The 24,161-nt window shown below is 47.3% G+C and carries 24 protein-coding genes; 15 read left to right on the top strand and 9 right to left on the bottom strand.

Going from position 1 to position 24,161, the window contains the following annotated elements:
• Positions 1–211 precede the first annotated feature (211 nt).
• The 7 genes from KNO71_RS17180 to dnaA all read right to left on the bottom strand — a co-directional run bounded on the left by KNO71_RS17180 (position 212) and on the right by dnaA (position 10,004).
• The gene (locus tag KNO71_RS17180) at positions 212–1,201 is read right to left on the bottom strand and encodes an HD-GYP domain-containing protein (protein ID WP_159563189.1); all 990 of its coding nucleotides are present in this window, start codon (positions 1,199–1,201) and stop codon (positions 212–214) included.
• Between the two features lie 57 nt (positions 1,202–1,258).
• A complete protein-coding gene (gene gyrA, locus KNO71_RS17175; protein ID WP_214684900.1) occupies positions 1,259–3,826 on the bottom strand; it encodes a DNA gyrase subunit A in 2,568 nt (855 codons plus the stop codon).
• Positions 3,827–3,848: 22 nt separating this feature from the next.
• Positions 3,849–5,777: a DNA topoisomerase (ATP-hydrolyzing) subunit B gene (gene gyrB / locus KNO71_RS17170; RefSeq protein WP_078145952.1), complete on the bottom strand. Its 1,929-nt coding sequence runs from the start codon at positions 5,775–5,777 to the stop codon at positions 3,849–3,851.
• A gap of 49 nt (positions 5,778–5,826) precedes the next feature.
• Positions 5,827–6,945 (bottom strand): DNA replication/repair protein RecF, encoded by a 1,119-nt coding sequence (recF, locus tag KNO71_RS17165; protein WP_015880212.1) that lies wholly within the window; start codon positions 6,943–6,945, stop codon positions 5,827–5,829.
• A gap of 1 nt (position 6,946) precedes the next feature.
• Positions 6,947–7,162 (bottom strand): S4 domain-containing protein YaaA, encoded by a 216-nt coding sequence (gene yaaA, locus KNO71_RS17160; protein ID WP_015880213.1) that lies wholly within the window; start codon positions 7,160–7,162, stop codon positions 6,947–6,949.
• Positions 7,163–7,288: 126 nt separating this feature from the next.
• Complete coding sequence (gene dnaN / locus KNO71_RS17155; protein ID WP_214689652.1) at positions 7,289–8,428, bottom strand: DNA polymerase III subunit beta; 1,140 nt, start codon at positions 8,426–8,428, stop codon at positions 7,289–7,291.
• Between the two features lie 196 nt (positions 8,429–8,624).
• Positions 8,625–10,004: a chromosomal replication initiator protein DnaA gene (gene dnaA, locus KNO71_RS17150; protein WP_078145953.1), complete on the bottom strand. Its 1,380-nt coding sequence runs from the start codon at positions 10,002–10,004 to the stop codon at positions 8,625–8,627.
• Positions 10,005–10,768: 764 nt separating this feature from the next.
• Here dnaA and rpmH point away from each other — a divergent pair.
• From rpmH to KNO71_RS17130, 4 genes are all read left to right on the top strand, one after another.
• A complete protein-coding gene (gene rpmH, locus KNO71_RS17145) occupies positions 10,769–10,903 on the top strand; it encodes a 50S ribosomal protein L34 (RefSeq protein ID WP_015880216.1) in 135 nt (44 codons plus the stop codon).
• A gap of 154 nt (positions 10,904–11,057) precedes the next feature.
• Entirely contained in the window at positions 11,058–11,402 is a 345-nt protein-coding gene (gene rnpA / locus KNO71_RS17140; protein WP_015880217.1) for a ribonuclease P protein component, read from the top strand.
• A gap of 104 nt (positions 11,403–11,506) precedes the next feature.
• On the top strand, positions 11,507–12,367 hold the full coding sequence (gene yidC / locus KNO71_RS17135; protein ID WP_078145955.1) for a membrane protein insertase YidC: 861 nt from the start codon (positions 11,507–11,509) through the stop codon (positions 12,365–12,367).
• A gap of 101 nt (positions 12,368–12,468) precedes the next feature.
• On the top strand, positions 12,469–13,014 hold the full coding sequence (locus KNO71_RS17130; protein ID WP_031424079.1) for an HdeD family acid-resistance protein: 546 nt from the start codon (positions 12,469–12,471) through the stop codon (positions 13,012–13,014).
• Positions 13,015–13,027: 13 nt separating this feature from the next.
• Here KNO71_RS17130 and KNO71_RS17125 read toward each other — a convergent pair whose 3' ends face one another.
• Positions 13,028–13,786: a nucleotidyltransferase domain-containing protein gene (locus KNO71_RS17125; protein ID WP_214689650.1), complete on the bottom strand. Its 759-nt coding sequence runs from the start codon at positions 13,784–13,786 to the stop codon at positions 13,028–13,030.
• A 172-nt stretch (positions 13,787–13,958) separates the two neighbouring features.
• On the opposite strand from KNO71_RS17125, the gene mnmE reads away from it, so the two are divergent.
• From mnmE to KNO71_RS17100, 5 genes are all read left to right on the top strand, one after another.
• The gene (mnmE, locus tag KNO71_RS17120; RefSeq protein WP_031424082.1) at positions 13,959–15,338 is read left to right on the top strand and encodes a tRNA uridine-5-carboxymethylaminomethyl(34) synthesis GTPase MnmE; all 1,380 of its coding nucleotides are present in this window, start codon (positions 13,959–13,961) and stop codon (positions 15,336–15,338) included.
• A 15-nt stretch (positions 15,339–15,353) separates the two neighbouring features.
• Positions 15,354–17,240, top strand: a complete 1,887-nt coding sequence (gene mnmG, locus KNO71_RS17115) for a tRNA uridine-5-carboxymethylaminomethyl(34) synthesis enzyme MnmG (RefSeq protein ID WP_078145957.1) — start codon at positions 15,354–15,356, stop codon at positions 17,238–17,240.
• A 4-nt stretch (positions 17,241–17,244) separates the two neighbouring features.
• Positions 17,245–17,961 carry a 16S rRNA (guanine(527)-N(7))-methyltransferase RsmG gene (gene rsmG / locus KNO71_RS17110; protein ID WP_015880223.1) on the top strand — a complete coding sequence of 239 codons (717 nt, stop codon included), beginning with the start codon at positions 17,245–17,247 and terminating at the stop codon, positions 17,959–17,961.
• An 80-nt stretch (positions 17,962–18,041) separates the two neighbouring features.
• Positions 18,042–18,926, top strand: coding sequence for a nucleoid occlusion protein (gene noc, locus KNO71_RS17105; RefSeq protein ID WP_015880224.1), 885 nt, complete (start codon positions 18,042–18,044; stop codon positions 18,924–18,926).
• 36 nt (positions 18,927–18,962) lie between these two features.
• Complete coding sequence (locus KNO71_RS17100; RefSeq protein ID WP_031424085.1) at positions 18,963–19,745, top strand: ParB/RepB/Spo0J family partition protein; 783 nt, start codon at positions 18,963–18,965, stop codon at positions 19,743–19,745.
• Here KNO71_RS17100 and yyaC read toward each other — a convergent pair.
• Positions 19,718–20,344, bottom strand: a complete 627-nt coding sequence (gene yyaC, locus KNO71_RS17095) for a spore protease YyaC (RefSeq protein ID WP_078145959.1) — start codon at positions 20,342–20,344, stop codon at positions 19,718–19,720. The two genes, KNO71_RS17100 and yyaC, sit on opposite strands and share 28 nt — an antisense overlap.
• 169 nt (positions 20,345–20,513) lie before the next feature.
• Here yyaC and KNO71_RS17090 point away from each other — a divergent pair, with 169 nt between their 5' ends.
• The 6 genes from KNO71_RS17090 to rpsR all read left to right on the top strand — a co-directional run bounded on the left by KNO71_RS17090 (position 20,514) and on the right by rpsR (position 24,141).
• On the top strand, positions 20,514–21,455 hold the full coding sequence (locus tag KNO71_RS17090; RefSeq protein ID WP_074035244.1) for a mechanosensitive ion channel family protein: 942 nt from the start codon (positions 20,514–20,516) through the stop codon (positions 21,453–21,455).
• Positions 21,445–21,648 carry a DUF951 domain-containing protein gene (locus KNO71_RS17085; protein WP_047795718.1) on the top strand — a complete coding sequence of 68 codons (204 nt, stop codon included), beginning with the start codon at positions 21,445–21,447 and terminating at the stop codon, positions 21,646–21,648. The genes KNO71_RS17090 and KNO71_RS17085 overlap by 11 nt, the downstream gene beginning before the upstream one ends.
• A 153-nt stretch (positions 21,649–21,801) precedes the next feature.
• Entirely contained in the window at positions 21,802–22,902 is a 1,101-nt protein-coding gene (gene ychF, locus KNO71_RS17080; protein WP_031424089.1) for a redox-regulated ATPase YchF, read from the top strand.
• Positions 22,903–23,032: 130 nt separating this feature from the next.
• Complete coding sequence (gene rpsF / locus KNO71_RS17075) at positions 23,033–23,320, top strand: 30S ribosomal protein S6 (RefSeq protein WP_015880230.1); 288 nt, start codon at positions 23,033–23,035, stop codon at positions 23,318–23,320.
• Between the two features lie 37 nt (positions 23,321–23,357).
• Positions 23,358–23,867 carry a single-stranded DNA-binding protein gene (gene ssb, locus KNO71_RS17070; RefSeq protein ID WP_015880231.1) on the top strand — a complete coding sequence of 170 codons (510 nt, stop codon included), beginning with the start codon at positions 23,358–23,360 and terminating at the stop codon, positions 23,865–23,867.
• A gap of 43 nt (positions 23,868–23,910) precedes the next feature.
• Complete coding sequence (gene rpsR, locus KNO71_RS17065; protein WP_015880232.1) at positions 23,911–24,141, top strand: 30S ribosomal protein S18; 231 nt, start codon at positions 23,911–23,913, stop codon at positions 24,139–24,141.
• Positions 24,142–24,161 lie beyond the last annotated feature (20 nt).

Raw genomic sequence — 24,161 nt, 5'->3', positions numbered from 1 at the left:
TTAAATTGACGAAGCTTGCGCTTCATTCAAAAATGGTAAAACTTATTTTTGCCTCATCGTTCAGTTTTCAAAGTTCGTCTGCCGCTCTTAGCGACTCATTTATAATAGCACCTGTGATTATATCCGTCAACTATAAAAAGAAAGTTTTTTAAAAAAGAATAAATAAAGACGATTCCATTTCATTTTGTTGAAAGGAATCGCTAGTTTCTTCTTATTGAAATGCAACAATGCTCACATCGGTTAATCGCGATAAATCATATTCTTTCTCCCCTGTCGCTTCAAGCACAATCGGTTGTTCAACACGATTCGTATAGGCATGTATCGTTCCTCGTACTCCACTGCTCAATAAAACAGGGCGACCGATTTCATAAAATCCAAGTAATGTCGCAAGAAGCGACAAAGCTTCTCCATCATAGGCTTTGTTCTGCCACATATAGAAATATGCTTCCTCTGGAGAGAGCGGCTTTCGGAACGTTCGGGGTGCTGTTAACTGACAGAAGCGATCGGCGACAATAAATAGAGGAGAGGCTGGATTCAACTCGCGTTCCGTCAGACGTTTTGGAAACCCGGATCCATCCAATCGCTCATGATGCTCGGTGATCAATTGATACACTCTTCCTCGTAACGTTTGCGTACTCGGGAGCATCGATGCCGAAACGAGTGGGTGTTGATACAATAGCTCCCGTTCCATTTTTGTGAAATAACGCATATGAGACCATTTCCGAATTTTAGCGTAGCTCGCGTCTGCAAAATAAGAAGCAATCCCGTAATCAAATTGGAGTTGATGTTCGTCCCCTCGATATTTCGATAAGGCACGGGCGACGAGCGCCCGATAAACGGAATGGTAAATGACATGATTTTTCCGCAACGGCTGATGCGTAAAGAAATGAACGATCGCTGTAAGCGGAACTTCCTGACGAAATAGTTGATGAATGAATTCTAGACCTTCATATGGGTTAGGTGCGATCCGTTCTTCCCACTGATTATAATGTTTCTCATATTGAAGGACCTGATTACAGAGGCGCTGTTCTTCTTTAGACGTGAAGAGCTTCTGTTCAACAGGTGCGACATCGATATCTTCGATTTTTAAGAAACGGAGCAAACGCAAATGTTCATTGGTTAAGTGGATTCCGGCTTCTAAAGAAGAAACGGGTGACAATAGCGTCATCCCAACATGTACAGTAGATAAGTTCAAACGCACGCGAATCCCTCCTAATATATGAAAAGGTCGAACGGAAACACCGTTCGACCTCTCGTCTTACTCATTCACATCAGACGATTCGTCGGTTTCAGGTGCTTCATCCTCAAACCCATTCTCCAAATCGACTGCTGATTCCTCTTCTAACTCATCTTTTTTCAACTTTGCAATGGTCGCCAAACGATCGCCCTCTTCGATGTTCATTACTTTCACACCGCGAGTACTTCGACCCATTTGAGAGATCGTTTGCGAATCGATCCGAATCGCAACACCGAGCTCGGTCATCAACATGATGTCATCGTCTTCATCGACGACACGCATCCCGACGACTGTTCCACGATCTGTCTTAATTCCAATGATACCGGAACCACCACGACCTTGTGTGCGGAACTGCTCCATGGCCGTACGTTTTCCGTATCCTTTTTCCGTGATAATCAAGACGTCTTGCGTGGTGCGAACGATTTCCATCGAGACGACCAAATCGTCCTCCTTCTTCAATCGAATCGCGCGAACGCCTCGTGCTGTACGTCCCATCGAACGAACTTCTCCTTCGAGAGGGAAGCGAATCGACATCCCTTGTCGTGTAACGATTAACATTTCATCGTCGCTCTTCGCTAAACGAACCGTGACGAGTTCATCTGTCTCATTCAAACTGATGGCACGTAGACCGTTTTTGTTGATTCGGGCGTATGCCGAAAGTGGCGAACGCTTAATCAATCCTTCTTTCGTGATGAAGACGAGAGACAACTGCTCGTCTGCCACTTCTTCCGATTCATCCTGTGTCTCTTCCGTTACCGTTTGGTTAGCCAAGTAACTATTGAAATCGACCGGAATCATCGTTTCGACTTTTTCACCTTTGTCGATTTGAAGCAAGTTGATGATTGGCATCCCTTTCGCGGTACGGCTCATCTCAGGAATTTCGTATCCTTTGAGACGGAAGACGCGTCCGAAGTTTGTGAAGAACAGGATGGTATCGTGTGTCGACGCGGAGAGCAGACGAAGCACAAAGTCTTCATCGTTCGTTCCCATACCTTGTTTCCCGCGACCACCACGGCGCTGAGTCCGATATGAATCCGACGGGATCGACTTGATATATCCTTCGCTCGTGAGCGTAATCATCATGTCGCGAACCGGAATCAAATCTTCGTCCTCGAGTTCAACGATATCCGTACGAATCACCGTACGACGAGCATCACCATATCGCTCTTTGATTTCGATCAATTCGTTACGAATGATATCGAGGAGCAATTCTTCGTCTCCGAGAATCGCACGAAGTTCTTCGATTAACGCTTTCACTTCACGATATTCGCCTTCAATCTTCTCGCGTTCCAAACCAGTCAAGCGTTGGAGACGCATATCTAAGATGGCTTGCGTCTGTTCAGTCGAAAGTCCAAAGCGAGCAATCAACTTTTCACGAGCCTCGTCACCTGTACGTGTGCTACGGATGATGGCGATGACTTCATCCAAGTGATCCAAGGCAACACGAAGACCTTCTAAAATGTGGGCACGTGCTTCCGCTTTGTCTAAATCGAATTGCGTCCGACGACGTACGACCTCTTTTTGGTGTTCGATGTAGTAATAGATCGCTTGTTTGATGTTCAACGTTTTTGGACGACCGCCTACAAGCGCGAGCATGTTAACACCGAACGTCGTTTGCATCGGTGTTTGCTTGTACAAGTTATTCAAGATGACACTCGCATTCGCGTCGCGGCGAACTTCAATCACGATGCGCATCCCGTTACGGTCTGATTCATCGCGTAAGTCCGTGATTCCCTCGATTTTCTTGTCGCGAACCAAATCGGCAATCTTTTCAACGAGACGCGCTTTGTTGACTTGGTAAGGAATCTCGTGCACGAGGATCCGTTCACGGCCATTTTTCAAGACTTCGATTTCAGCTTTCGCACGCATCGTAATCGATCCGCGTCCAGTTTCATATGCACGACGAATCCCACTACGTCCCAAAATCTCTCCCGCAGTCGGGAAATCAGGACCCGGGATATGTTGCATCAATTCTGCAATCGTGATGTCCGGGTTGTGAGAAAGCGCCAGTACACCGTCGATGACCTCGTTCAAGTTATGAGGCGGAACGTTCGTCGCCATCCCAACGGCAATCCCGCTCGTCCCGTTCACAAGGAAGTTCGGGAAACGTGCCGGAAGTACGACTGGTTCTTTTTCTTCACCATCGAAGTTTGGTTGATAATCAATCGTGTTTTTTCCGATGTCTCGTACGAGTTCCATCGCAATTTTAGACATACGTGCCTCGGTATAACGCATCGCAGCGGCCGAGTCGCCATCGACTGAACCGAAGTTCCCGTGACCGTCGACTAATTCGTAGCGATAACTGAAGTCCTGAGCCATGCGGACCATCGTCTCATAAACGGCTGAGTCACCGTGTGGGTGGTACTTACCGATGACGTCCCCGACGACACGCGCCGACTTCTTATGTGGCTTGTCCGCGCGAATACCTAGTTCGTTCATCGCATATAAAATACGACGGTGAACCGGCTTTAATCCATCTCGCACGTCCGGAAGGGCACGTGATACGATGACGCTCATCGCGTAGTCCATGAACGACGTTCGCATCTCCTGGCTAATATTTATATCCTTGATATTTTCTTGTTCTGCCATTCGTTATTGCCTACCCTTCTTATTAAATATCGAGGTTCTTCACGTAATGGGCGTGAGATTGAATAAAGTCACGGCGTGGTTCGACGTTGTCACCCATGAGCGTTTCGAAGATTTCATCCGCTTCGATCGCATCTTGAAGATCGACACGAAGCATCGAACGCGTTTCCGGGTTCATCGTCGTATTCCATAGCTGTTCAGGATCCATCTCTCCGAGACCCTTGTAACGTTGAACGCTATAACGTGCATTTTCAGGAAGTTGTGCAATCGCCGCCTGCAACTCCCGGTCGTTTTGAACGTAGATGGTTTCTTTCCCGTGCTTCACACCATAGAGTGGTGGTTGCGCGATATAGACATATCCACTTTCAACGAGTGGGCGCATGTAACGATAGAAGAACGTCAACAACAACGTCCGAATGTGCGCACCATCGACATCGGCATCGGTCATGATGATGAGTTTGTGATAGCGTGCTTTCGATAAGTCAAACTCATCGGCAATCCCTGTTCCGAGAGCCGTGATAATGGTCCGGACTTCTTGGTTGGCCAAAATCTTATCAAGACGTGCTTTCTCAACGTTGATGATTTTCCCTCGAATCGGAAGGATGGCTTGGAAGTGACGATCACGTCCAGATTTCGCAGAACCTCCCGCCGAGTCACCCTCAACGATGTATAGTTCAGATTTCGATGCATCTTTTGACGAACAGTCTGCCAATTTCCCTGGCAATGAACTGACTTCGAGAATCCCTTTACGACGTGTCATCTCGCGTGCACGTTTCGCAGCAAGGCGCGCACGTGCCGCCATCAAGCCTTTGTCGACGATGAGGCGACCGACCGACGGGTTCTCGAGTAGGAACTGTTCGAACGTGTCGCTGAACAACGTATCGGTTGCCGTACGCGCATCGGCATTCCCGAGTTTCGTCTTCGTCTGTCCTTCAAACTGGGGAGCCGGGTGCTTGACGGAAACAATCGCCGTCAACCCTTCACGGACATCATCCCCTGAGAGGCTACCATCGGCTTCCTTCATCAATCCGAATCGCTTCGCATAATCATTAATGGCACGGGTGAGCGCCGTCTTAAATCCTGTCTCGTGCGTCCCACCTTCATGCGTCGGAATGTTATTCGTAAATGAGTAAATGTTACTTGCGAAACCTTCGTTGTATTGAAGCGCAATCTCGACTTCGATTCCATCTTTCGTCCCGTGTACGTACACAGGCTCTTCATGAATCGACGCTTTTGACCGGTTCAAGTGCTCGACATAAGACTTGATTCCGCCCTCATAGTGATAGTTCCGTTCAATCGTCTCGTCACTACGATCATCTTTAGCCACGATTCGTAACCCTTTGTTCAAGAAGGCGAGCTCACGTAAGCGTGTCGCTAACAGATCAAAGTCATATTCGAGTGTTTCTTGGAAGATGTCCCCGTCTGGGAAGAAGCGGACCGTCGTCCCTGTCGTGTCGGTCGTCCCGACGATTTCGAGTTCACCTTGTGGGACACCACGTTTGAACGATTGGTAATATACGTTTCCATCGCGACGAACGAACACTTCAAGTTTCGTCGATAAGGCGTTAACAACTGACGCCCCGACACCGTGAAGACCACCTGATACTTTGTATCCGCCACCGCCGAACTTACCACCTGCGTGCAACACCGTGAAAATAACTTCAACGGCAGGTCGACCTGTTTTCTTTTGAACGTCGACCGGAATCCCACGTCCGTTGTCTTCAACAACGATCGAGTTCCCTGGCTCGACCGTCACTGTGATCGTGTCACAATAACCAGCGAGCGCCTCATCGATTGAGTTATCGACAATCTCCCATACTAAATGGTGGAGACCGCGAGAGCTTGTGGAACCGATATACATCCCTGGACGTTTACGGACAGCCTCTAGGCCCTCAAGGACTTGAATCTGGTCGGCGCCGTACGCTTGCAATTCTTTTTCATTTTCATTACTCATCGGTTATTTTCACCTACTATACATGATTTGGTGTTCCCTCTTGCCACGATTACACAGACTCCGTTTCAACCTCACCTTGTTTCACGTGAAACACTTTAGCTTGTTGAATGGTCTCATGTGCAATCCCGTCAATGTTTGTTGTAGTCAAAATCGTTTGTACTTTCCGTCCCATCGTATCGAGGAGATGGGTTTGGCGATGATCGTCAAGCTCAGATAACACATCGTCTAATAACAACAGAGGATATTCGCCTACTTCTTCATGAATCAATTCAATCTCAGCTAGCTTCAATGACAAGGCCGCCGTTCGTTGCTGACCTTGTGAACCGAACGTTTGAACGTTTCGATTGTTGACATACAATTCAAAATCGTCACGATGCGGACCGAACAAGGTCACACCTCTTCGTCGTTCGTTCTCTCTTATTTTATCAAACTTTTGACGATACGTTTCAAACATCTGTTCTTTTGAGAAGCGTTCTTTTTGGAACGTGTCAGAAACGTATTGAATCGTCAGTGTTTCGAGATCTCTCGTGATTCCGGAATGGATGGGATTGGCCCATTTTTCGAGCTGGTCGATGAAGTGATAGCGTCGCATCACGATTTTTACGGCAAGTTCAATCAATTGGTCCGTCAATACTTCGAGTAACGTCTCGTCGCCACCTTTTGTGGATAACTGCTTCAACAAGGCATTCCGTTGTTTCAACGTCTTCAAGTATTGATTGAGCTCGTGTAAGTACACGGGACTGACCTGACCGATTTCCATATCTAAAAATCGCCGTCTCCCTTGCGGACTGCCTTTGACGATGGCTAAGTCTTCTGGGGCGAACAAGACGACGTTAAATGCGCCGACATAGTCACTGAGACGACGTTGTTCCAAATGATTGAGCTTTGCTTTCTTGCCTTTAGGAGAAAAAGAGAGACTCTGCACCGATTCGCCCGTCCGTTTATGAATCCGTCCTTCGATACTCGCAGCATCGGCTTCCCAACCGATTAACTCACGGTCTTGTGTCGTCCGATGCGATTTTGCGAGCGCAAGTACGTAAATCGATTCGAGAAGATTCGTTTTTCCTTGGGCGTTCTCACCAATCAGAACATTCGTCTGTTCTGAAAAATCTAGCTCGAGGGTTTCGTAGTTGCGATAGTTTTGCAATCGGATCGACTTTAAATGCACGTCAGTTTCCCTCGATTTGATATTCCCCGAAGCCTTCGACTTCGATTGTATCTCCATCTCTTAATTTACGACCGCGGCGCTGGTCCTGCTCACCGTTCACTTTAATCATGACATCCTCTAAAAAGAACTTTGCTTGTCCCCCACTTGAGATGATATCTGCTAATTTTAAAAATTGTCCGAGCGTTACATACTCGGTTGTAATCGACACTTTTTCCATGTCGTCACTTCCTTTCTCACATGCTGATCTGAAAAAATCGCCATACATATTAGTTTATCGAAAATCGTCGAATAAGGCAAAAAGAGGGATGACAAGGCAAGACACCTCATCATCCCTATCCGCAGCTTACGATGTGCGGACTGGCAAAATCAGTTGAAGAACACTATCTTGTTCAACCGGTCGTAAAATGAACGGTCGCATCGAACCCGTGAACTGGATTTCGATTTCAGATGCATCGAGTGCGCGGAGCGCGTCCATCACGAATTTCGAGTTGAAGGAAATTTTTAGTTCTTCTCCTTCAAGAGACAGGATGCTGACACGTTCCGATACTTTTCCGACTTCCGGCGAGTGTGAAGAGACTTCAACTGCCGTTGTATCTTCCGCCACAAATTTAATGACGTTGTTGCGATCGGCACGTGCTAAGAGCGATGCACGGTCAATGGCCTGTAAGAACTCTTTCGCATTCATCCGAACGGCTGTACGATATTCTTCCGGAATGAGACGTGACGTGTCTGGATAGGCACCGTCTAACAAACGAGAGAAGAATGAGATGTTTTTCATACGGAATAAAATTTGTTGGTCCGTTAAGATGATTTCAATCGGCAACTCTTCACGGTCGAGTAATTTTGCCAATTCGTTGAGTGAGCGACCAGGAACGACGACATTTTGGAACGTCAAATCGTTATCTGTCTCAAATCGCGCACGACGAAGCGCCAGACGGTGGCTATCCGTTGCGACACATGTAAGGAAGCCCTTCTCTGCTGAGAAGTTAACCCCTGTCAATACGGGACGTGTCTCCTGTGAAGAAACAGCGAAGCTCGTCTGACGGATGATCGTCTTCAATAGATCAGCCGGCAAATAGAAGCGACGATCACTCGCAAGTTCAGGTAGGCGTGGATATTCATCCGGGTCAAGACCGTTTAAATGAAACTCTGCTTGACCAGACTCAATGCGCGTCATGAAGTTCGGTGAAACTTCGAGTGTGACCTCGTTCGTCGGTAACTTCTTCACAATTTCTCCTAAGAAGCGTGCGTTCAACACGACGCTTCCAGCACGTTGAATTTGAATGAGTTCAATTCCACCCTCTTCGATTGGAATCAAGCGTTCAATCGAAATCTCGGTATCACTTCCTGTCAGTGTTAAGCCATCCGCATGTGCCTCAAGTTTCAAGCCTGTCAAAATTGGAATGGTCGTTCGTGAAGCCACAGCTTTTGATACGTCTTGTACGGCTTGCATGAATACATCTCGTTGAATCGTTAAATGCATGTGGATAATTCCTCCTAAGGTGAAATGAGTCCATTTCCTAATAATATAATAGTATTAATTAAGTCATAATAGTAATAAGGGCTGTGGATACTGGGGATAAGTCCCCTAATCCATACGTGTTAAGCCATTTCGCTTGTGAATAACTTGTGGATAACTAAGGTGGTTTATCCACAGGATATCCACAGAGAATTCTTCATTAGTTAGAAAGTGCCTTCTTCAACGTTTGAATCGTCTCTTGCATTTCCACATCGTTCTTTAGAAGGGTGCTAATTTTCTCATGCGCGTGAATCACGGTCGTATGATCACGCCCTCCGAACTCTTCCCCGATTTTTGGCAAGGAACTCTCCGTCATCTCCCGCGAGAGATACATTGCGATTTGACGTGGGAATGCCAACGTCTTCGTTCGCTTTTTCGAGTTCAATTCTTCTACTTGAATGTTGAAGTGTTGACCGACAACTTCTTGAATGTCGCGAATGACAATTTTCTTCGCTTCCTGGACAGGCATGATATTATGAAGCGCTTCGGCTGCCACGTCCGGGTCGATTGGTCGCCCGACAAGTTTTGCATAAGCGACGACTCGTGTCAGCGCCCCTTCTAGTTCCCGAATGTTCGTATCGATTTGATTCGCGATATACAGCATGACTTCATTCGAGATATCAAGCCCTTCCGCCGTCGCTTTTTTGCGGAGAATCGCAATTCGCGTCTCAAGGTCCGGTGGCGTGATGTCTGTGATTAAGCCCCACTCGAAGCGTGAACGAAGTCGATCTTCTAGCGTCGGGATTTCTTTTGGTGGTCGATCACTCGAAATCACGATTTGTTTCTGATCGTTGTGCAACGCATTGAACGTGTGGAAAAACTCTTCCTGGGTTTGTTCTTTCCCTGCTAAAAACTGAATATCATCAATCAATAGTACATCAATGTTTCGATAACGGTTCCGGAACTCACCGGTCTTATTATCTCGAATCGAATTGATGAATTCATTCGTGAACTTCTCAGAAGAGACATAGGCAATACGGGCCCCTGGTTTTTGACCTTTTACATAGTGACCGATCGCATGCATCAAATGTGTCTTACCAAGTCCAACGCCTCCATAAATGAAGAGCGGGTTATACGCACGTGCCGGCGCTTCGGCGACAGCAAGTGATGCGGCGTGGGCAAAACGATTCCCCGATCCGATGACAAACGTCTCGAAAATGTATTTGTCATTCAGTTGACCAAGATCCCCTTCCTCTTTTGAAGGTAATAGCACGGGTTGTTCTTTTGTTTCTGTCACGGCGATGGACTCATGTGACGATCCATCCGTTGGAGCATACTTGTGTGCTTGAGATTCCTCGATGAAATGAATTTCAAGCTTGTTGTTTGTGATCTCTTCAACCGTATCTTGTAACAGCGATAGATACTGTCGCTCTAACCACGTGACGATAAAACTGGCGGGTGCCGACACAACGAGCGTCGTTCCCATCAACGATATCCCCTCGGTTGATTTTAACCACATGTCAAAACTGGCTTTTGGAGTTCGTTCTTCTTCCTCGATTACCGATAAGACATTTCTCCAAATCTCGCGAGCATTCTTCAATGAAAGACCTCCTTTACTCACATGTTGGGTAAAACTTATTCACACGATATACACATACACTATTCTATAGTAGAAACTAGGGTTATCCCCAGAGAACAAAAACTGTGGATAAAGTTATCCACATGGTGTTCATTATGGGGATAACACTTATCCACAGCCTGTGTATATCTTGGAATCACGAATTGTTCATCCACAAGTTTGTGCACATTCAGTTTAGCAAAATAAAATAGACGTGGCAATGCTTTTCGGTATTTATCCACAGATAAAGAAAAGTATCCACACCCACTTATCCACATGCTGTGTGTTTTGTGGATAACCTGTGGATATATTGTGGATAAAGCAATAATGATGGAGTGTTGGGTGAAAAAGTTATACACAAAAGAGGAAGAAGTGAAATGAAAGATTGTTTTTGTAAAAGAAGAAAATGAAAAAATCAATAATGAGAATGTGAAAAAAGAGGAGTTATTCACATATAAATGTGGATAACTTCGTGATTTTGTGGATAAAATGGCTCAACGTGGCTATTTATAAAGACCGTTTATAAAATACGTAAAGGTTGTGTATACATTCTTCGACCTACTCGTCCTGTGGGTACGATCGAATCCATGTGGATGAATGCTTTCTGAGCGCCTCGTAATACGAATTCGAAAACCATCCGAAAATACATTGACAATTGTTGAATCGATTTATATAATCTTAAAGACTGCCTTAAATGAAACTATAACTTGCTAATAGAGCGTTAATCTTGAGGAGGTGCTGTAACCATGAAACCAACTTTCAACCCTAACAACCGTAAGCGTAAGAAAGTTCACGGATTCCGTGCACGCATGGCGACTAAAAACGGTCGCAACATTCTTGCTGCTCGTCGTCGTAAAGGCCGTAAAGCCTTGACTGTATAATTTCGAACGAAGATTGCCCGGGGATCCTTTCCTCGGGCAATTTTTTAGTTTGTCACAGAAACGTAGTATTTCATGGATTCTCCCTCGTTCAAATGATGTGGATATGATATGATGTTAGTTGACGATTTTTGAAGCGAAGGATGGAGTGAGAATTTTGAAAAAAGAATACCGCCTGCAAAAGAATGAAGAGTTCCAAGCGGTGTTTCGCGAAGGACGCTCCGTGGCCAATCGTCAGTTTGTCGTCTACACGCTCAAAGCGGATCAAACGCATTTCAGAGTGGGTCTTTCCGTCAGCAAGAAGCTTGGAAATGCTGTGGAACGGAACCGGATGAAACGATTGATGCGTGAGTCGCTTCGCTTGCTCGAACCAAACGTTGCACCGAATGATTATGTCATCATCGCTCGAAAACCTGCGACCGCATTGACGCAGTCGGAAGTGACCGAGAGTTTGAAACACGTATTCAAACGGGCTAAGGTTTGGCAAAAGCAAGGCCGGTGACCATGACAATCTGAATTTGTTCTCTCATATAATTAGAGTCTGATAAGATTGCCCGATCGACGTGTGCGTTAAAAAGAATTGATAAAGAAAGCGTAGGAGGAACTATGAGCAAAAAGCTAAAATTAGGATTACTCGCTGCCATGACCGCGGTCATCATGCTGATGGCAGGCTGTGTGGATCCGTCTACCATCCAAGCCGAACCAGTAACGGCTGACACAGAAGGTTTCTGGGCGAAGTACTTTGTATGGCCGCTCGCATGGCTTTTGAAGGAAGTTGCTTACTTGGTCGGTGGCCAGTGGCAATACGGGATTTCAATCATCATCGCGACGATTATCGTCCGGTTATTGATTCTCCCACTCATGATCAAGCAGACGAAGAGTATGGGTGCGATGCAAGTGTTGCAACCAGAAATGCTGAAGCTTCGTGAAAAGTACAGCTCAAAAGACCAGGAAACACAACGTAAACTCCAAGAAGAGATGATGAAGCTTTATCAGGAATACCAAATCAACCCGCTCGCGGGATGTTTGCCGATCTTGATTCAAATGCCGATTCTCTTCGCATTCTATGATGCGATTCGCCGTACACCTGAGATTTTCGAAGCGAACTTCTTATGGTTCGACCTCGGTGCTCCGGATCCAACGTTCGTCTTGCCGATCTTAGCGGCAATCTTGACGTTCGCACAACAAAAAATCTCAATGGCGGGTCAAGAACAGAACCCCCAGTTGAAGATGATGCTTTATATCTTCCCGGTTATGATCTTCGTCATGTCGATCAACCTTCCAGCTGCCCTTTCGTTATACTGGGTAGTCGGTTATATCATCTCGATCATCGTCACGATGGCCATCATGCTCCCGATGCGTGAGAAGATGAAGGTTGCGGCTGAAGCGAAGATTGCTGCGAAAGAAGCAGAGCGTGCAGCGCTTGCCGAAGAAGAGAAGAAAAACAAAAAGAAAAAACGTAAATAATCATGAAGCTGGGTGTCTCCTGACGCTCAGCTTTTTTTGTGGGATTGCAAGCCGGTCAGAGGGGAATAGAGATAGAAATGAGTAAACGGAGGTGTGGGAAAATGGAGGCATTCATTCAGCGTTTGGAACGTTCGACGTTATGGCAAGCGGTCATTTACTTTGTACTTGGTGTTCTCATTCTGTTATATCCTCGATTTTTCTTTGATGTCATGGTGTATGTCATTGCCGGTTATTTAGCAATCATGGGGATTTGGATGATCTTTCAAGGGTTGCGTCGACGTCAGGGAGGGTTGCCACCCACTTTCTTTATGGGTCTCATCTATTTGATTTTGGCAGCGGTCGTCTTTTTCTTCGCAGAGACGCTAGCTAGTCTTCTCCCGATTTTGATCGGAGCCTTGTTCTTATTCGGTGGAATTATCCGCCTGATTCAGGCACTCGGTTACCGTCAATCGATGTCGGGACGATGGCTTTGGTTTTTGATTGGAAGTCTATTGTGGATAGGTGTCGGGATTCTCATGTTGACGAATCCGTTCAGTAGCCTACTTGTCTTGTTCCAACTATTCGGCGGCATTCTCATCGCCATCGCGATACTGGAACTGTTCCTCTATTTCACGATTCGTTCGACGAAACGCCAAGCAAGATACTAAAAAACAAGCCGCCCTATATGCCAGGACGGCTTTTTTCTCGTTGAATCAACTGTTCCATGAACGGTCCGAACACGTTGTAGCCAGGTAGTGATGCGAAAAAAGTTTGCTCTACCTGAAGTTGCTCCAGATAGATGTGGGCGGCTTTTTCGTGTGAGGCGGGGGTCAAATGGTCATAAAATGAGCGGAGGTCGATTTCTTGTCGCTGCGTCACATCTTTTAAACCAAGGGAAGCCCGGTCCGGTGTGTGGTGAGCGGCTAACACATATGCGAAATGGACCATTCCTTGCCGGAGCATCTCCGTTGCCCACATCGCGTTGCCTCGATTGCGTGATTTTGTATATTGGAAAAAGAACCACACGGTATCGAACGCATGGTCACTGATTGCCGCTTCGTCTAATTGTAAGGAAGTGGCGTGTCTAGCAAGTCGCTGTTGTGGGTCGTAGAGCACATGAATCGAGTCTTGATGATTCAACGTCTCTTGCGTGACCGTGAACAGGTCGAGGTGAAGAAAATCATCAAAGACGGCGATGAGTTGTGGAGCGACGATGTGAATCTCGTCTTTTAACAGAATCGGACGATAGGCGGTTACATGCTCGAGGCGTCTAGATAGAAAGGAGACCTCTTCATCGGGGTGTACCATGACATAGAGGTCGATATCTGAATGTTCATCGGCTTCTCCCCGACCGAATGAACCCTTCATAAAAATCGCTTGAACCGCTTCATCGTGCTGTAATCGTTCGGTGATGATTCGGATTGCGTCTTGCTGTTTCATCTTTAGATCATCTCTCTCCTATGTAAATATATTCCTTTATTGTACGAAAACGATGAGTCGAATGGCAATGACTTTATCAATGGTCCAACTCTTTCGTTCAAGTCGAATATCGTGTATAGTAGGTTCGTTATGCATATGATAGAAGAAGATGTTTAGGTTTGGAGGGAGAAAGATGCTAGAGTTTGACACGATTACAGCGATTTCGACGCCGATGGGTGAAGGTGCCATCGGGATCGTCCGACTATCGGGCGATTTGGCGGTCGAAACGGTGAACAATGTGTTTTCTGGGAAAGACTTAACAACAGTCGATTCACATACGATTCATTATGGAACGTTAAAATATCCTAATACGGGCGAAATCGTCGATGAAGTCATGGTCAGTATTATGCGCGCGCCGAAGACGTTTACGCGAGAAGATGTCGTCGAAATCAATTGTCACGGAGGCGTCGTAGCGGTCAATCGTGTCCTTGAGCTCATTCTCGATCAACCCGACATCCGTCTAGCAGAACCGGGCGAGTTCACGAAGCGCGCCTTTTTAAATGGTCGGATCGATTTATCTCAGGCGGAAGCGGTCATGGATTTGATTCGCGCGAAGACGGACCGAGCAATGAACGTTGCGATGGCGCAAATGGAAGGACGTTTGTCACGCCTCGTTCGCGAGTTACGTCAACAATTGCTCGAGACGATTGCGGCGGTCGAGGTCAACATCGACTATCCAGAATATGACGCAGAAGAGATGACCCAGGCCATCGTCGAAGAGAAAGCGGGCGAGGTCAAACGTGTCCTCGAACAGTTACTCGAGACAGCGCGACAAGGGAAAATCTTACGTGAAGGCTTGGCCACGGCAATCATCGGTCGACCGAACGTCGGAAAATCTTCTTTGATGAACACGCTCGTTCAAGAGACAAAAGCGATTGTCACCGAAATTGCCGGTACGACACGTGACACGATTGAGGAATACGTCAACGTGAAAGGTGTTCCGCTCAAATTGATTGATACGGCAGGGATTCGCGAAACGGAAGATATCGTGGAACGAATCGGTGTGGAAAAGTCGAGAAAAGCGTTAGAGGCGGCAGATTTGGTCCTTCTCGTCTTGAACGGACATGAGGGATTGACTGTCGAGGATGAGGCGTTATTTGAGGCAGTAAAAGGTATGAATGCCATCATCATCATCAACAAGACGGACTTGCCACAAAACATGGATTCTTCTAAGCTAGAGAAACTAGCGGCAGGACGTCCGATTGTGGCGACATCGCTCTTGCTAGATGAAGGAATCGATGCCCTTGAAGCGGCCATCGCAAACCTCTTCTTCGCAAAAGGGGTCGAGTCACAGGATATGACGTATATCTCAAACGCTCGACACATTCAATTAATCAAACGAACGATTGGTCAAATTGATGAGGCGCTCGGTAGTGCCGTCATGAATATGCCGATCGACATGGTTCAAATCGATTTACGTCGTGCGTGGGATACGCTCGGTGAAATCAATGGAGATACCGTACAGGAGAGCTTGATTGATCAGCTCTTTTCACAGTTTTGTCTTGGGAAATAATAAGGAGGAACGAATATGGCTTATACGGCAGGCGAATTTGACGTCATCGTCATCGGGGCCGGACACGCAGGGATTGAAGCAGCACTTGCATCGGCTCGCATGGGCGCGAAAACAGCGATGCTCACCATGAACCCTGATATGGTCGGGTTCATGTATTGCAACCCATCAATCGGTGGGCCGGCGAAAGGAATCGTCGTACGTGAAATCGATGCGCTTGGTGGCGAGATGGGGCGCGCGATTGACGCGACTTACATCCAAATGAAGATGCTTAACACATCGAAAGGTCCGGCGGTACGTGCATTACGTGCACAGGCGGACAAATTCCAATACCAAAATCACATGAAGAAAGTGCTAGAAGACGAGCCGAATCTACTGCTTCGTCAGGCGCTAGTCGAACGCTTGTTGATTGAGGACGGAGAAGTACGTGGCGTGGTAACGAACACAGGTTCAGAATATCGCGCGAAAGCGGTCATCGTCACAACGGGAACGTTCATGCGAGGTCAAATCATCATCGGTGAATTGGCATACGAAAGTGGCCCGAACAACCAAATGCCTTCGGTCGAGTTATCGAAGCATCTAGAAGAGCTCGGTCTCGACTTAGTTCGATTCAAAACGGGAACACCGCCACGAATCGACGGCAAGACAATCGATTACTCGAAGACGGAGATTCAACCCGGAGATGAGAATCCATCATTCTTCTCGTACACGTCGACGGACTTGGATCCGATCGAACAGATCCCATGCTGGCTCACGTACACGAGCGAGCGCACGCACCAATTGATTGATGAGAACTTGCATCGCTCACCGATGTATTCGGGTGCGATTAAAGGAACGGGGCCCCGTTATTGCCCATCCATCGAAGATAAGGTCGTTCGCTTTAATGATAAACCGCGTCACCAAATCTTCTTAGAGCCAGAAGGTCGCGATACGGAAGAAATCTATGTCCAAGGCTTTTCGACGAGTATGCCAGAAGACGTGCAACATCAGATGCTTCGCACGATCCCGGGTCTTGAAAATTCAGAGATGATGCGTCCCGGTTATGCGATTGAATACGATGCGGTCGTACCGACACAGCTTTGGCCAACGCTCGAAACAAAAGCAGTCCCTGGCCTCTTCACAGCGGGACAAATCAACGGGACGAGCGGGTACGAAGAAGCGGCTGGACAGGGCATCATGGCGGGAATCAACGCCGCATGCAAAGTGCTCGGCAAGGATCCTGTCATCTTGGACCGTTCGCAAGCGTACATCGGCGTCTTGATCGATGACCTCGTGACGAAAGGGACGAACGAACCGTATCGTCTTCTCACATCACGTGCCGAATACCGTCTCTTGTTGCGTCATGACAATGCGGACTTGCGACTCAGCGACATCGGGTATGAGATCGGCTTACTTTCAGAAGATCGTCATGCTCACCTCAACAAGAAACGCGTAGCGATTGAAAAAGAAGTAAAACGACTTGCATCCCTCGTCGTCAAACCGACACCTGAAGTCAATGCGATGCTCGAATCGGTCGGTGCACACCCGCTCAAGGAAGCGACACATGCCAACATCTTGTTGAAGCGTCCGGAAGTATCCTATGAAGCACTCATGACAGTCGTTCCATCAACGGAAGAATTGTCATATGAAGTAAAAGAGCAAGTCGAGATTCAAGTGAAATATGAAGGCTATATTTCCAAACAGCTTGAACAAGTCGAGAAGATGCGTCGCATGGAAGAGAAACGAATCCCAGAAAACTTGGATTATGATGCGATCGGTGGTCTCGCGACAGAAGCGAAACAAAAACTAAAACAAGTTCGTCCTCTTTCGATCGGACAAGCGTCCCGTATCTCAGGCGTAAACCCGGCAGACGTGTCAATCTTGCTCGTCTATATCGAACAGGGACAATACGCAACGGTGGAGTGAAACGATGAACGAATCTCAATTTATTGAAGCGTTACGAGCTGAAGGGTTTGAGCTGAGTGAGACACAACTCAGTCAGTTCAAGCGTTACTTCGAAATGCTCGTCGAATGGAACGAGAAAATGAACTTAACGGCCATCACGGACCGAGAAGAAGTATATTTGAAGCATTTCTATGATTCGCTCAGCGCAGCGTTTCATTTCGATTTCACGAAAGTCGAAACCGTATGTGATGTCGGGGCAGGAGCCGGATTCCCAAGTCTTCCGCTCAAAATTTTATTCCCACACTTACACGTCACGATCATCGATTCGTTAAACAAACGCATCACCTTTTTGAACGAGTTGGCCCTTGCCCTTGGACTCGAAGGTGTCGCGTTCCATCATGGTCGTGCCGAAGAGTTCGGAAAAAATAAAAAGTTCCGCGAACAGTTTGACGTCGTCACAGCACGTGCGGTTGCCCGCATGACCGTGTTGGCAGAATACTGTTTGCCACTCGCGAAAGTAGGCGGAAGCTTCGTTGCGCTTAAAGCGGCCAAGGTTTCTGACGAGATGGCAGACGCCAAAAACGCTTTAGCCGTTCTAGGTGGAAAAGAAAAAGCGACACACCAGTTCCTATTGCCAGGAGAGATGAGTGAGCGTAATATCGTAGTTGTAGATAAACTACGAAAAACGCCCGGGAAATATCCGCGTAAAGCGGGGACACCGGCGAAAGAGCCACTTATCTGATGATGTCGTTTCACGTGAAACAAAAGCAGATTCCAGTGGTGGAGTCTGCTTATTTTTTTACATAAAAGGGGTGCCCGACGTTGAAGAATAGATTTGCGAAATTGTTCGGTGTGAATCGAAAAGACGAAGTTGCCGTGACGCAGATTGCGGAAGTTCGAGCGGATGACACGGTACAAGAACTCTCGTTATCACGGTTGCGTCCAAACCGTTATCAACCGCGTAAAGTGTTCGAACCGGCAAAAATTGAAGAGTTGGCAACGACGATTTCGGAACATGGACTCCTTCAACCAATCGTGGTTCGAAAGGCAGATGGGGACTGCTATGAAATCATTGCCGGGGAGCGTCGTTTCCGTGCGGTGAAATCGCTTGGTTGGTCAGCGATTCCGGCAATCGTTCGCGATATGGATGATGATACGACGGCTGCACTCGCCTTGATTGAAAACTTGCAGCGTGAGCAGTTAAGCCCGATTGAAGAGGCGGAAGCATATGATCGTTTACTCGCCTTGAACGGTTTGACGCAAGATGCGCTCGCGAAGAGTCTAGGCAAGAGTCAATCCACGATCGCCAATAAGTTGCGCTTGTTAAAATTGCCGGAGGATGTGAAGCAGTCGCTTCGCGATCGTCGGATCAACGAGCGACATGCGCGTGCGTTGTTGCCGTTGAAGGAAGAAGGATTGCAACTTCAAGTGCTCGCAGAAGTGTTAGAACAGGATTTTAACGTCAAGGAGACAGAAGAACGCGTCGCCTTTTTAACAACACCGATCGAAGAAGAGAAGCGAAAGCCGAAAAAACAACGTCGTCGGACGAAAAGTTTTGCGCGTGACACGCGAATCGCCATCAACACGATTCGTGACTCAATCGATTTGATTGGGAAAACAGGGATTGACGTCCAAACTGAAGAAGTAGACGAAGAGGAATTTGTTGAAATTCGAATTCGCATCCCGAAAGCGCGGCCTCAAAAATGAGTCCGTGCTTTTTTATACAATGAAGGAGGTTTGTAGATGGAACGATTAGCATTAAAATTCATTCGCCCAAACCCGAATCAGCCCCGGAAACAATTTGAGGTGGAAAAATTAGAAGAGTTGCGTCAATCCATTGAGCGATATGGCGTCCTACAACCAATCGTCGTTCGAAAAGCGACAGGATACTATGAAATCATTGCCGGGGAACGACGGTTTCAGGCGGCGAAGCTCGCTGGGAAAGAAGACATTCCTGCCCTCGTCGTCACGGCGGACTCCGATCGCGTCATGGAGTTGGCGCTGATTGAAAACATTCAGCGGGCAGACTTGAATGCCATCGAAGAGGCTGTCGCCTATGAACAGTTGATGCAGACGCTAGGTCTGACGCAACAACAGTTGGCTGATCGCGTCGGGAAGAGCCGCAGTCATGTGACGAACAGTCTTCGCCTCCTTCGATTGCCGAGTGCCGTCCAGCATGCGGTCATGGTCGGAGATTTGACGATGGGACATGCACGTGCCATCACGGGTATGAAATCGGAACAAGCGATGGAACAGATTGCAAAACGGGTCATTGCCGAGCATTGGACGGTCCGTCGCCTCGAGCGTTACTTACAAAAAGAGCGCACAGAAAAAAAGACGCTGAAGCGATCGAACGCCGATATCGAAGCGGTCGAAGCGGTGCTTGCGGAGCGTCTTCAGATGGATGTGTCGATTCGTCCGCGCCGAAAAGGCGGCGTCCTCGAGTTGAAGTATTTTTCACAAGACGACTTGGAACAATTGTTGACGTTATTATCGCCTCAAGACTTTGATTCATCTCGTGACTGACGAAGACGCGTGATGGCCGCCTCTTCGTGATGCAGGCGCCCGATCCGTGTATCAAAATCGGCGAATCCGTCTGTGATGAAACGTGCGAGTTCATACACGAGATGGAGACGGGTATTCTGTAGAATCATCATCTCCATGAATCCACTTACGTTCACGACGGCTTTAATATTGTAAGCGCCGACTGCCGGAAGTTCTTTTTGGACACCGGCCCCTGGAGCGAGCGGACCTTCCGAAAAGAAGACATAACCGACACTTGATAAACGTCCGAGACAGGCGTCGATAGCGATAATGAGCGGTTGATGGAAGCGCGTTTGAATCTCATGCAACGTTTCCACCAAATTGAGTGCGTGTACAGGCTTCGTTAATGTGCCGTATACATGTAAATTTCGGATATGACGTTCTTCTAAAAACGTTCCGACGAGCGGACCGAGTGAATCACCGGTCGAACGGTCCGAACCGATGCAAACAAGGACGATGGGGCGATGGATTTCATTGACCAACTGTTCATGAAGCTGGTCCGCAAGCAATCTGGATCCACTCCGCTCAGTGTGTTCAATGAAAAAAGAGTATGGTTTATGAGGTTTTAAGCGAAACGGCATGAATCTCATCCTCTCTTCTAAGCTGCCTATTCCTAGTTGCAGTTGGGGGATTGATCTCGTATTAACCCATTCCCAAAAGTGGAAAACTTCTAACTTCCGAATGCAGTGTTTGAGAAAAGTCGTGAAATATGTTTTGATAATTTAGAATCTACGACTTTGAGGTGAAAAGATGGCTTCGCAAAATACAGAAAAAGATTTAAATACGGTTGCCGATGAGACAATCGACAGCGTGAACCGATTCGTCGAGTACTTTAAAGATACAGACATGTGGATTGGTTTAGGGATCAAGCTCGCCGGTGTGGCGCTCATCATCCTTGGTTTATATATCGCAACACGCATTTTGACAACGATGGTCGAGCGTGTGTTTACGCTCCGCAAAATAAAAGAACATGATATCGTCGCCCAGCGACAGAATGAAACGTTATTAAAATTAGCCCAAAACACAATCCGCTATGTGATCGGGTTGATTATGGTCTTGACGGTGCTCGGACAATTCGGTGTGAATATCGCCGGTTTGATTGCATCAGCCGGGGTCGCGGGTCTTGCAATCTCATTCGGGGCACAAAGTTTGGTGAAAGACGTCATTACAGGGGCGTTCATCATCTTTGAAAACCAATACAAGAACGGGGATTACGTCAATTTGAACCAACAAGTCGACGGGACGGTCATCGAGGTCGGAATCCGGACGACGAAGTTAAAAGGATTAAACGGACAAGTGACGATTATTCCGAACGGACAAATCTTACAAGTGACGAACTACTCGCTTGAAAACAGCGTCGCTGTTGTCGATATTGGGGTTGCGTACGAAGAAGATATGTCAAAAGTAGAGCAAGCGCTCAAGGAAATTGCGAAAACGGTCGAAGCACGCTATCACGACTTGTTCATCAAGCCAATCGACTTGGCTGGAGTGCAGTCGCTCGGACCATCGGAAGTGGTGTACCGATTAATGGCGGAAGTCCCGCCGACCCAGCACTTCGCAGCTGGTCGAATTTTGCATAAAGAGTTAAAGGCTGGACTTGACGAGCGCGGGATTGAAATTCCATACCCACGTACGGTCATGATGCCACCGAACTCGGCTCCTAAAGGAGGAGAAGCAGAAAATGCAAAGTAAAACCTATGCATTGAACGATATTGTGGAAATGAAAAAACCACATGCCTGTAAGACGAACCGCTGGCAAATCACGCGTGTCGGGATGGACATTCGGATCAAGTGCCAAGGCTGCGGAGCTAGTGTGCTCATGCAACGCCGTGATTTTGATAAGCGATTCAAGAAAGTGCTTGAACAAGGGAACGCCGCCGAATAAGCGGCGTTTTTCTTTAGGTTATGAACGTGAGTTGCGGTTTAATCGTGGACTATCTATAATTGTGAAGGATGTGACGGTGTGGTGTACTGAATGTACCCACTCCACAGACGGCTTAACATTTCCCGGGAAACACCGGATGAGGAGGAACTACTAGTGGGATTAACAGCAGGAATTGTCGGATTGCCAAACGTCGGGAAATCGACATTGTTTAATGCGATTACACAAGCAGGAGTCGAGGCGGCCAACTATCCGTTCGCGACGATCGACCCGAACGTCGGCGTCGTAGAAGTACCGGATGCGCGTCTTGATCGATTGACAGAACTCGTCAAACCGAAAAAGACCGTACCAACAGCATTTGAGTTTACAGATATCGCCGGAATCGTGAAAGGTGCATCAAAAGGGGAAGGTCTCGGAAACAAGTTCTTGGCGAACATTCGCGAAGTCGATGCGATTTGCCAAGTCGTCCGTTGTTTTGAAGACGAGAACATCACGCACGTCGCAGGTCGTGTCTCACCAATCGATGACATCACGACTATCAATCTTGAATTGATCTTAGCTGACCTTGAGCAAGTCGATAAACGAATCGCACGTGTTCAAAAAATGGTGAAGGCAAAAGATAAAGGTGCGGTACAAGAACTCGAAGCACTCGAAATCGTGCGAGATGTGCTCGAGTCAGAGCGCCCGGCACGTGTCGCTGAATTATCAGAAGATCAACTCGCGATTGTCAAACACTTCCAATTGCTTACGATGAAGCCGATGCTTTACGTGGCGAACGTGAGTGAGGATGAAGTGGCAGATGCCGATTCGAACGAGTTTGTACAAGCAGTCCGTGATCACGCAGCAACAGAAGGGTCGAAAGTCATCGTCATCTGTGCACGAATCGAAGAAGAAATTTCAGAACTCGAACCGGAAGAACGCCTTGAGTTCTTACAAGATCTCGGAATCGAAGAGTCAGGACTTGATCAGTTGATCCGTGCGGCTTACTCGACACTTGGTCTTGCGACATACTTCACGGCAGGTGAGAAGGAAGTTCGTGCATGGACGTTCAAACAAGGGATGAAAGCCCCACAATGTGCTGGTGTCATCCACTCTGACTTCGAACGTGGATTTATCCGTGCCGAAGTCGTGTCGTATGACGACCTTTCAGCAGCAGGAAACATGACAACGGTGAAAGAACAAGGAAAACTTCGTTCAGAAGGAAAAGAATACGTCTTCCAAGATGGCGACGTTGTCACGTTCCGCTTCAACGTATAAGTTGATTTACGGAAACGTATTGTAAAAGTCAAGGAAGTTTGATAGTATATTATGACGTGAGTAAAACAATTGTTTGCTCCTTGCTCCTACAACCGGTAGGGGCCGTTAGTCCAAGAGGAGGTGAAAGATAATGCGTAAATACGAACTTCTTTACATTATCCGTCCATCAGTTGATGAGGAAGCGAAGAAAGCTTTAATCGAGCGCTTCAACAACGTCATCACTGAAAACGGTGGTACTGTTGAAAAAACAACAGACATGGGTAAACGTCGTTTCGCTTATGAAATCAACAAGATGCGCGAAGGACACTACGTTCTTCTTAACATCGTTGCTGAACCTAAAGCGATCTTAGAAACAGAGCGTCTCATGAAGATCTCTGACGACGTTGTCCGTCAAATGACAACAAAAGACGAGCGTTAATCCTTAACGTTTCGTATCGTGAAAGGGGAGCTTGGAGATGATTAACCGAGTTGTGTTAGTTGGTCGATTGACTCGCGATCCCGAAATGCGTTATACGCAGAGCGGAATCGCCGTAACACGCCTTACTCTCGCTTGCGATCGTCCATTCGCTGGACAAGATGGGAAGCGCGAGACGGACTTTATTGATTGTGTCGTTTGGCGCAAACAAGCAGAGAACGTAGCACAATACTTGAAAAAGGGCAGCATGGCCGGCGTTGACGGTCGCCTTCAAATCAGTAGTTACGAAGGACAAGATGGCCAACGTCGTTACCGGGCAGAAGTAGTCGCAGACAGCGTACGCTTCCTTGAACCACGCGGAGCCTCAGGGCAACGTGAGCAAGCACCATCTGGAGATGTCTTCGGTGGTGGTGAATCAAGTGGATCAGGATGGGGCGCAGGAGCCGCTTCGACTTCATCTCAGTCCTCGAATTCGAATAAAGGTTTTGACGCAGATCCGTTCTCGGGTGGCGGCAAAATCGACTTGTCAGATGATGATTTGCCATTCTAATCATCATGGACAATAAAAACTAACCTATAAAGGAGGTCTTCACATGGCACGTCGTCCAGGAGGTCGTCGTCGTCGTAAAGTATGTTTCTTTACGTCGAACAACATCACTCATATCGATTATAAAGACGTAGAATTGCTCAAACGCTTCGTTTCGGAGCGTGGTAAAATTCTTCCACGTCGTGTGACTGGTACTTCAGCGAAATACCAACGTCCACTTACTGTCGCTATCAAGCGCTCACGTCAAATGGCTTTGCTTCCATACGTTGCAGAGTAATTGTTTGACGAACGGCTTAT

It is taken from the genome of Exiguobacterium sp. s163 (genome assembly GCF_018617135.1).
GTDB lineage: Bacteria > Bacillota > Bacilli > Exiguobacteriales > Exiguobacteriaceae > Exiguobacterium > Exiguobacterium profundum.
The sequence above is the reverse complement of the archived record's forward strand: the minus strand, read 5'-3'. Positions and strand labels throughout refer to the sequence as shown.

What these genes read in the sequence shown, in the direction of transcription:
- gyrA (WP_214684900.1), bottom strand. Translation starts at nt 3,826, where the DNA reads ATGGCAGAACAAGAAAATATCAAGGATATAAATATTAGCCAGGAGATG.
- mnmG (WP_078145957.1), top strand. Translation starts at nt 15,354, where the DNA reads ATGGCTTATACGGCAGGCGAATTTGACGTCATCGTCATCGGGGCCGGA.
- dnaN (WP_214689652.1), bottom strand. Translation starts at nt 8,428, where the DNA reads ATGCATTTAACGATTCAACGAGATGTATTCATGCAAGCCGTACAAGAC.
- rsmG (WP_015880223.1), top strand. Translation starts at nt 17,245, where the DNA reads ATGAACGAATCTCAATTTATTGAAGCGTTACGAGCTGAAGGGTTTGAG.
- mnmE (WP_031424082.1), top strand. Translation starts at nt 13,959, where the DNA reads ATGCTAGAGTTTGACACGATTACAGCGATTTCGACGCCGATGGGTGAA.
- KNO71_RS17130 (WP_031424079.1), top strand. Translation starts at nt 12,469, where the DNA reads ATGGAGGCATTCATTCAGCGTTTGGAACGTTCGACGTTATGGCAAGCG.
- yyaC (WP_078145959.1), bottom strand. Translation starts at nt 20,344, where the DNA reads ATGCCGTTTCGCTTAAAACCTCATAAACCATACTCTTTTTTCATTGAA.
- KNO71_RS17085 (WP_047795718.1), top strand. Translation starts at nt 21,445, where the DNA reads ATGCAAAGTAAAACCTATGCATTGAACGATATTGTGGAAATGAAAAAA.
- yaaA (WP_015880213.1), bottom strand. Translation starts at nt 7,162, where the DNA reads ATGGAAAAAGTGTCGATTACAACCGAGTATGTAACGCTCGGACAATTT.
- gyrB (WP_078145952.1), bottom strand. Translation starts at nt 5,777, where the DNA reads ATGAGTAATGAAAATGAAAAAGAATTGCAAGCGTACGGCGCCGACCAG.
- KNO71_RS17100 (WP_031424085.1), top strand. Translation starts at nt 18,963, where the DNA reads ATGGAACGATTAGCATTAAAATTCATTCGCCCAAACCCGAATCAGCCC.
- ssb (WP_015880231.1), top strand. Translation starts at nt 23,358, where the DNA reads ATGATTAACCGAGTTGTGTTAGTTGGTCGATTGACTCGCGATCCCGAA.
- rpsR (WP_015880232.1), top strand. Translation starts at nt 23,911, where the DNA reads ATGGCACGTCGTCCAGGAGGTCGTCGTCGTCGTAAAGTATGTTTCTTT.
- yidC (WP_078145955.1), top strand. Translation starts at nt 11,507, where the DNA reads ATGAGCAAAAAGCTAAAATTAGGATTACTCGCTGCCATGACCGCGGTC.
- rpsF (WP_015880230.1), top strand. Translation starts at nt 23,033, where the DNA reads ATGCGTAAATACGAACTTCTTTACATTATCCGTCCATCAGTTGATGAG.
- KNO71_RS17125 (WP_214689650.1), bottom strand. Translation starts at nt 13,786, where the DNA reads ATGAAACAGCAAGACGCAATCCGAATCATCACCGAACGATTACAGCAC.
- rpmH (WP_015880216.1), top strand. Translation starts at nt 10,769, where the DNA reads ATGAAACCAACTTTCAACCCTAACAACCGTAAGCGTAAGAAAGTTCAC.
- KNO71_RS17090 (WP_074035244.1), top strand. Translation starts at nt 20,514, where the DNA reads ATGGCTTCGCAAAATACAGAAAAAGATTTAAATACGGTTGCCGATGAG.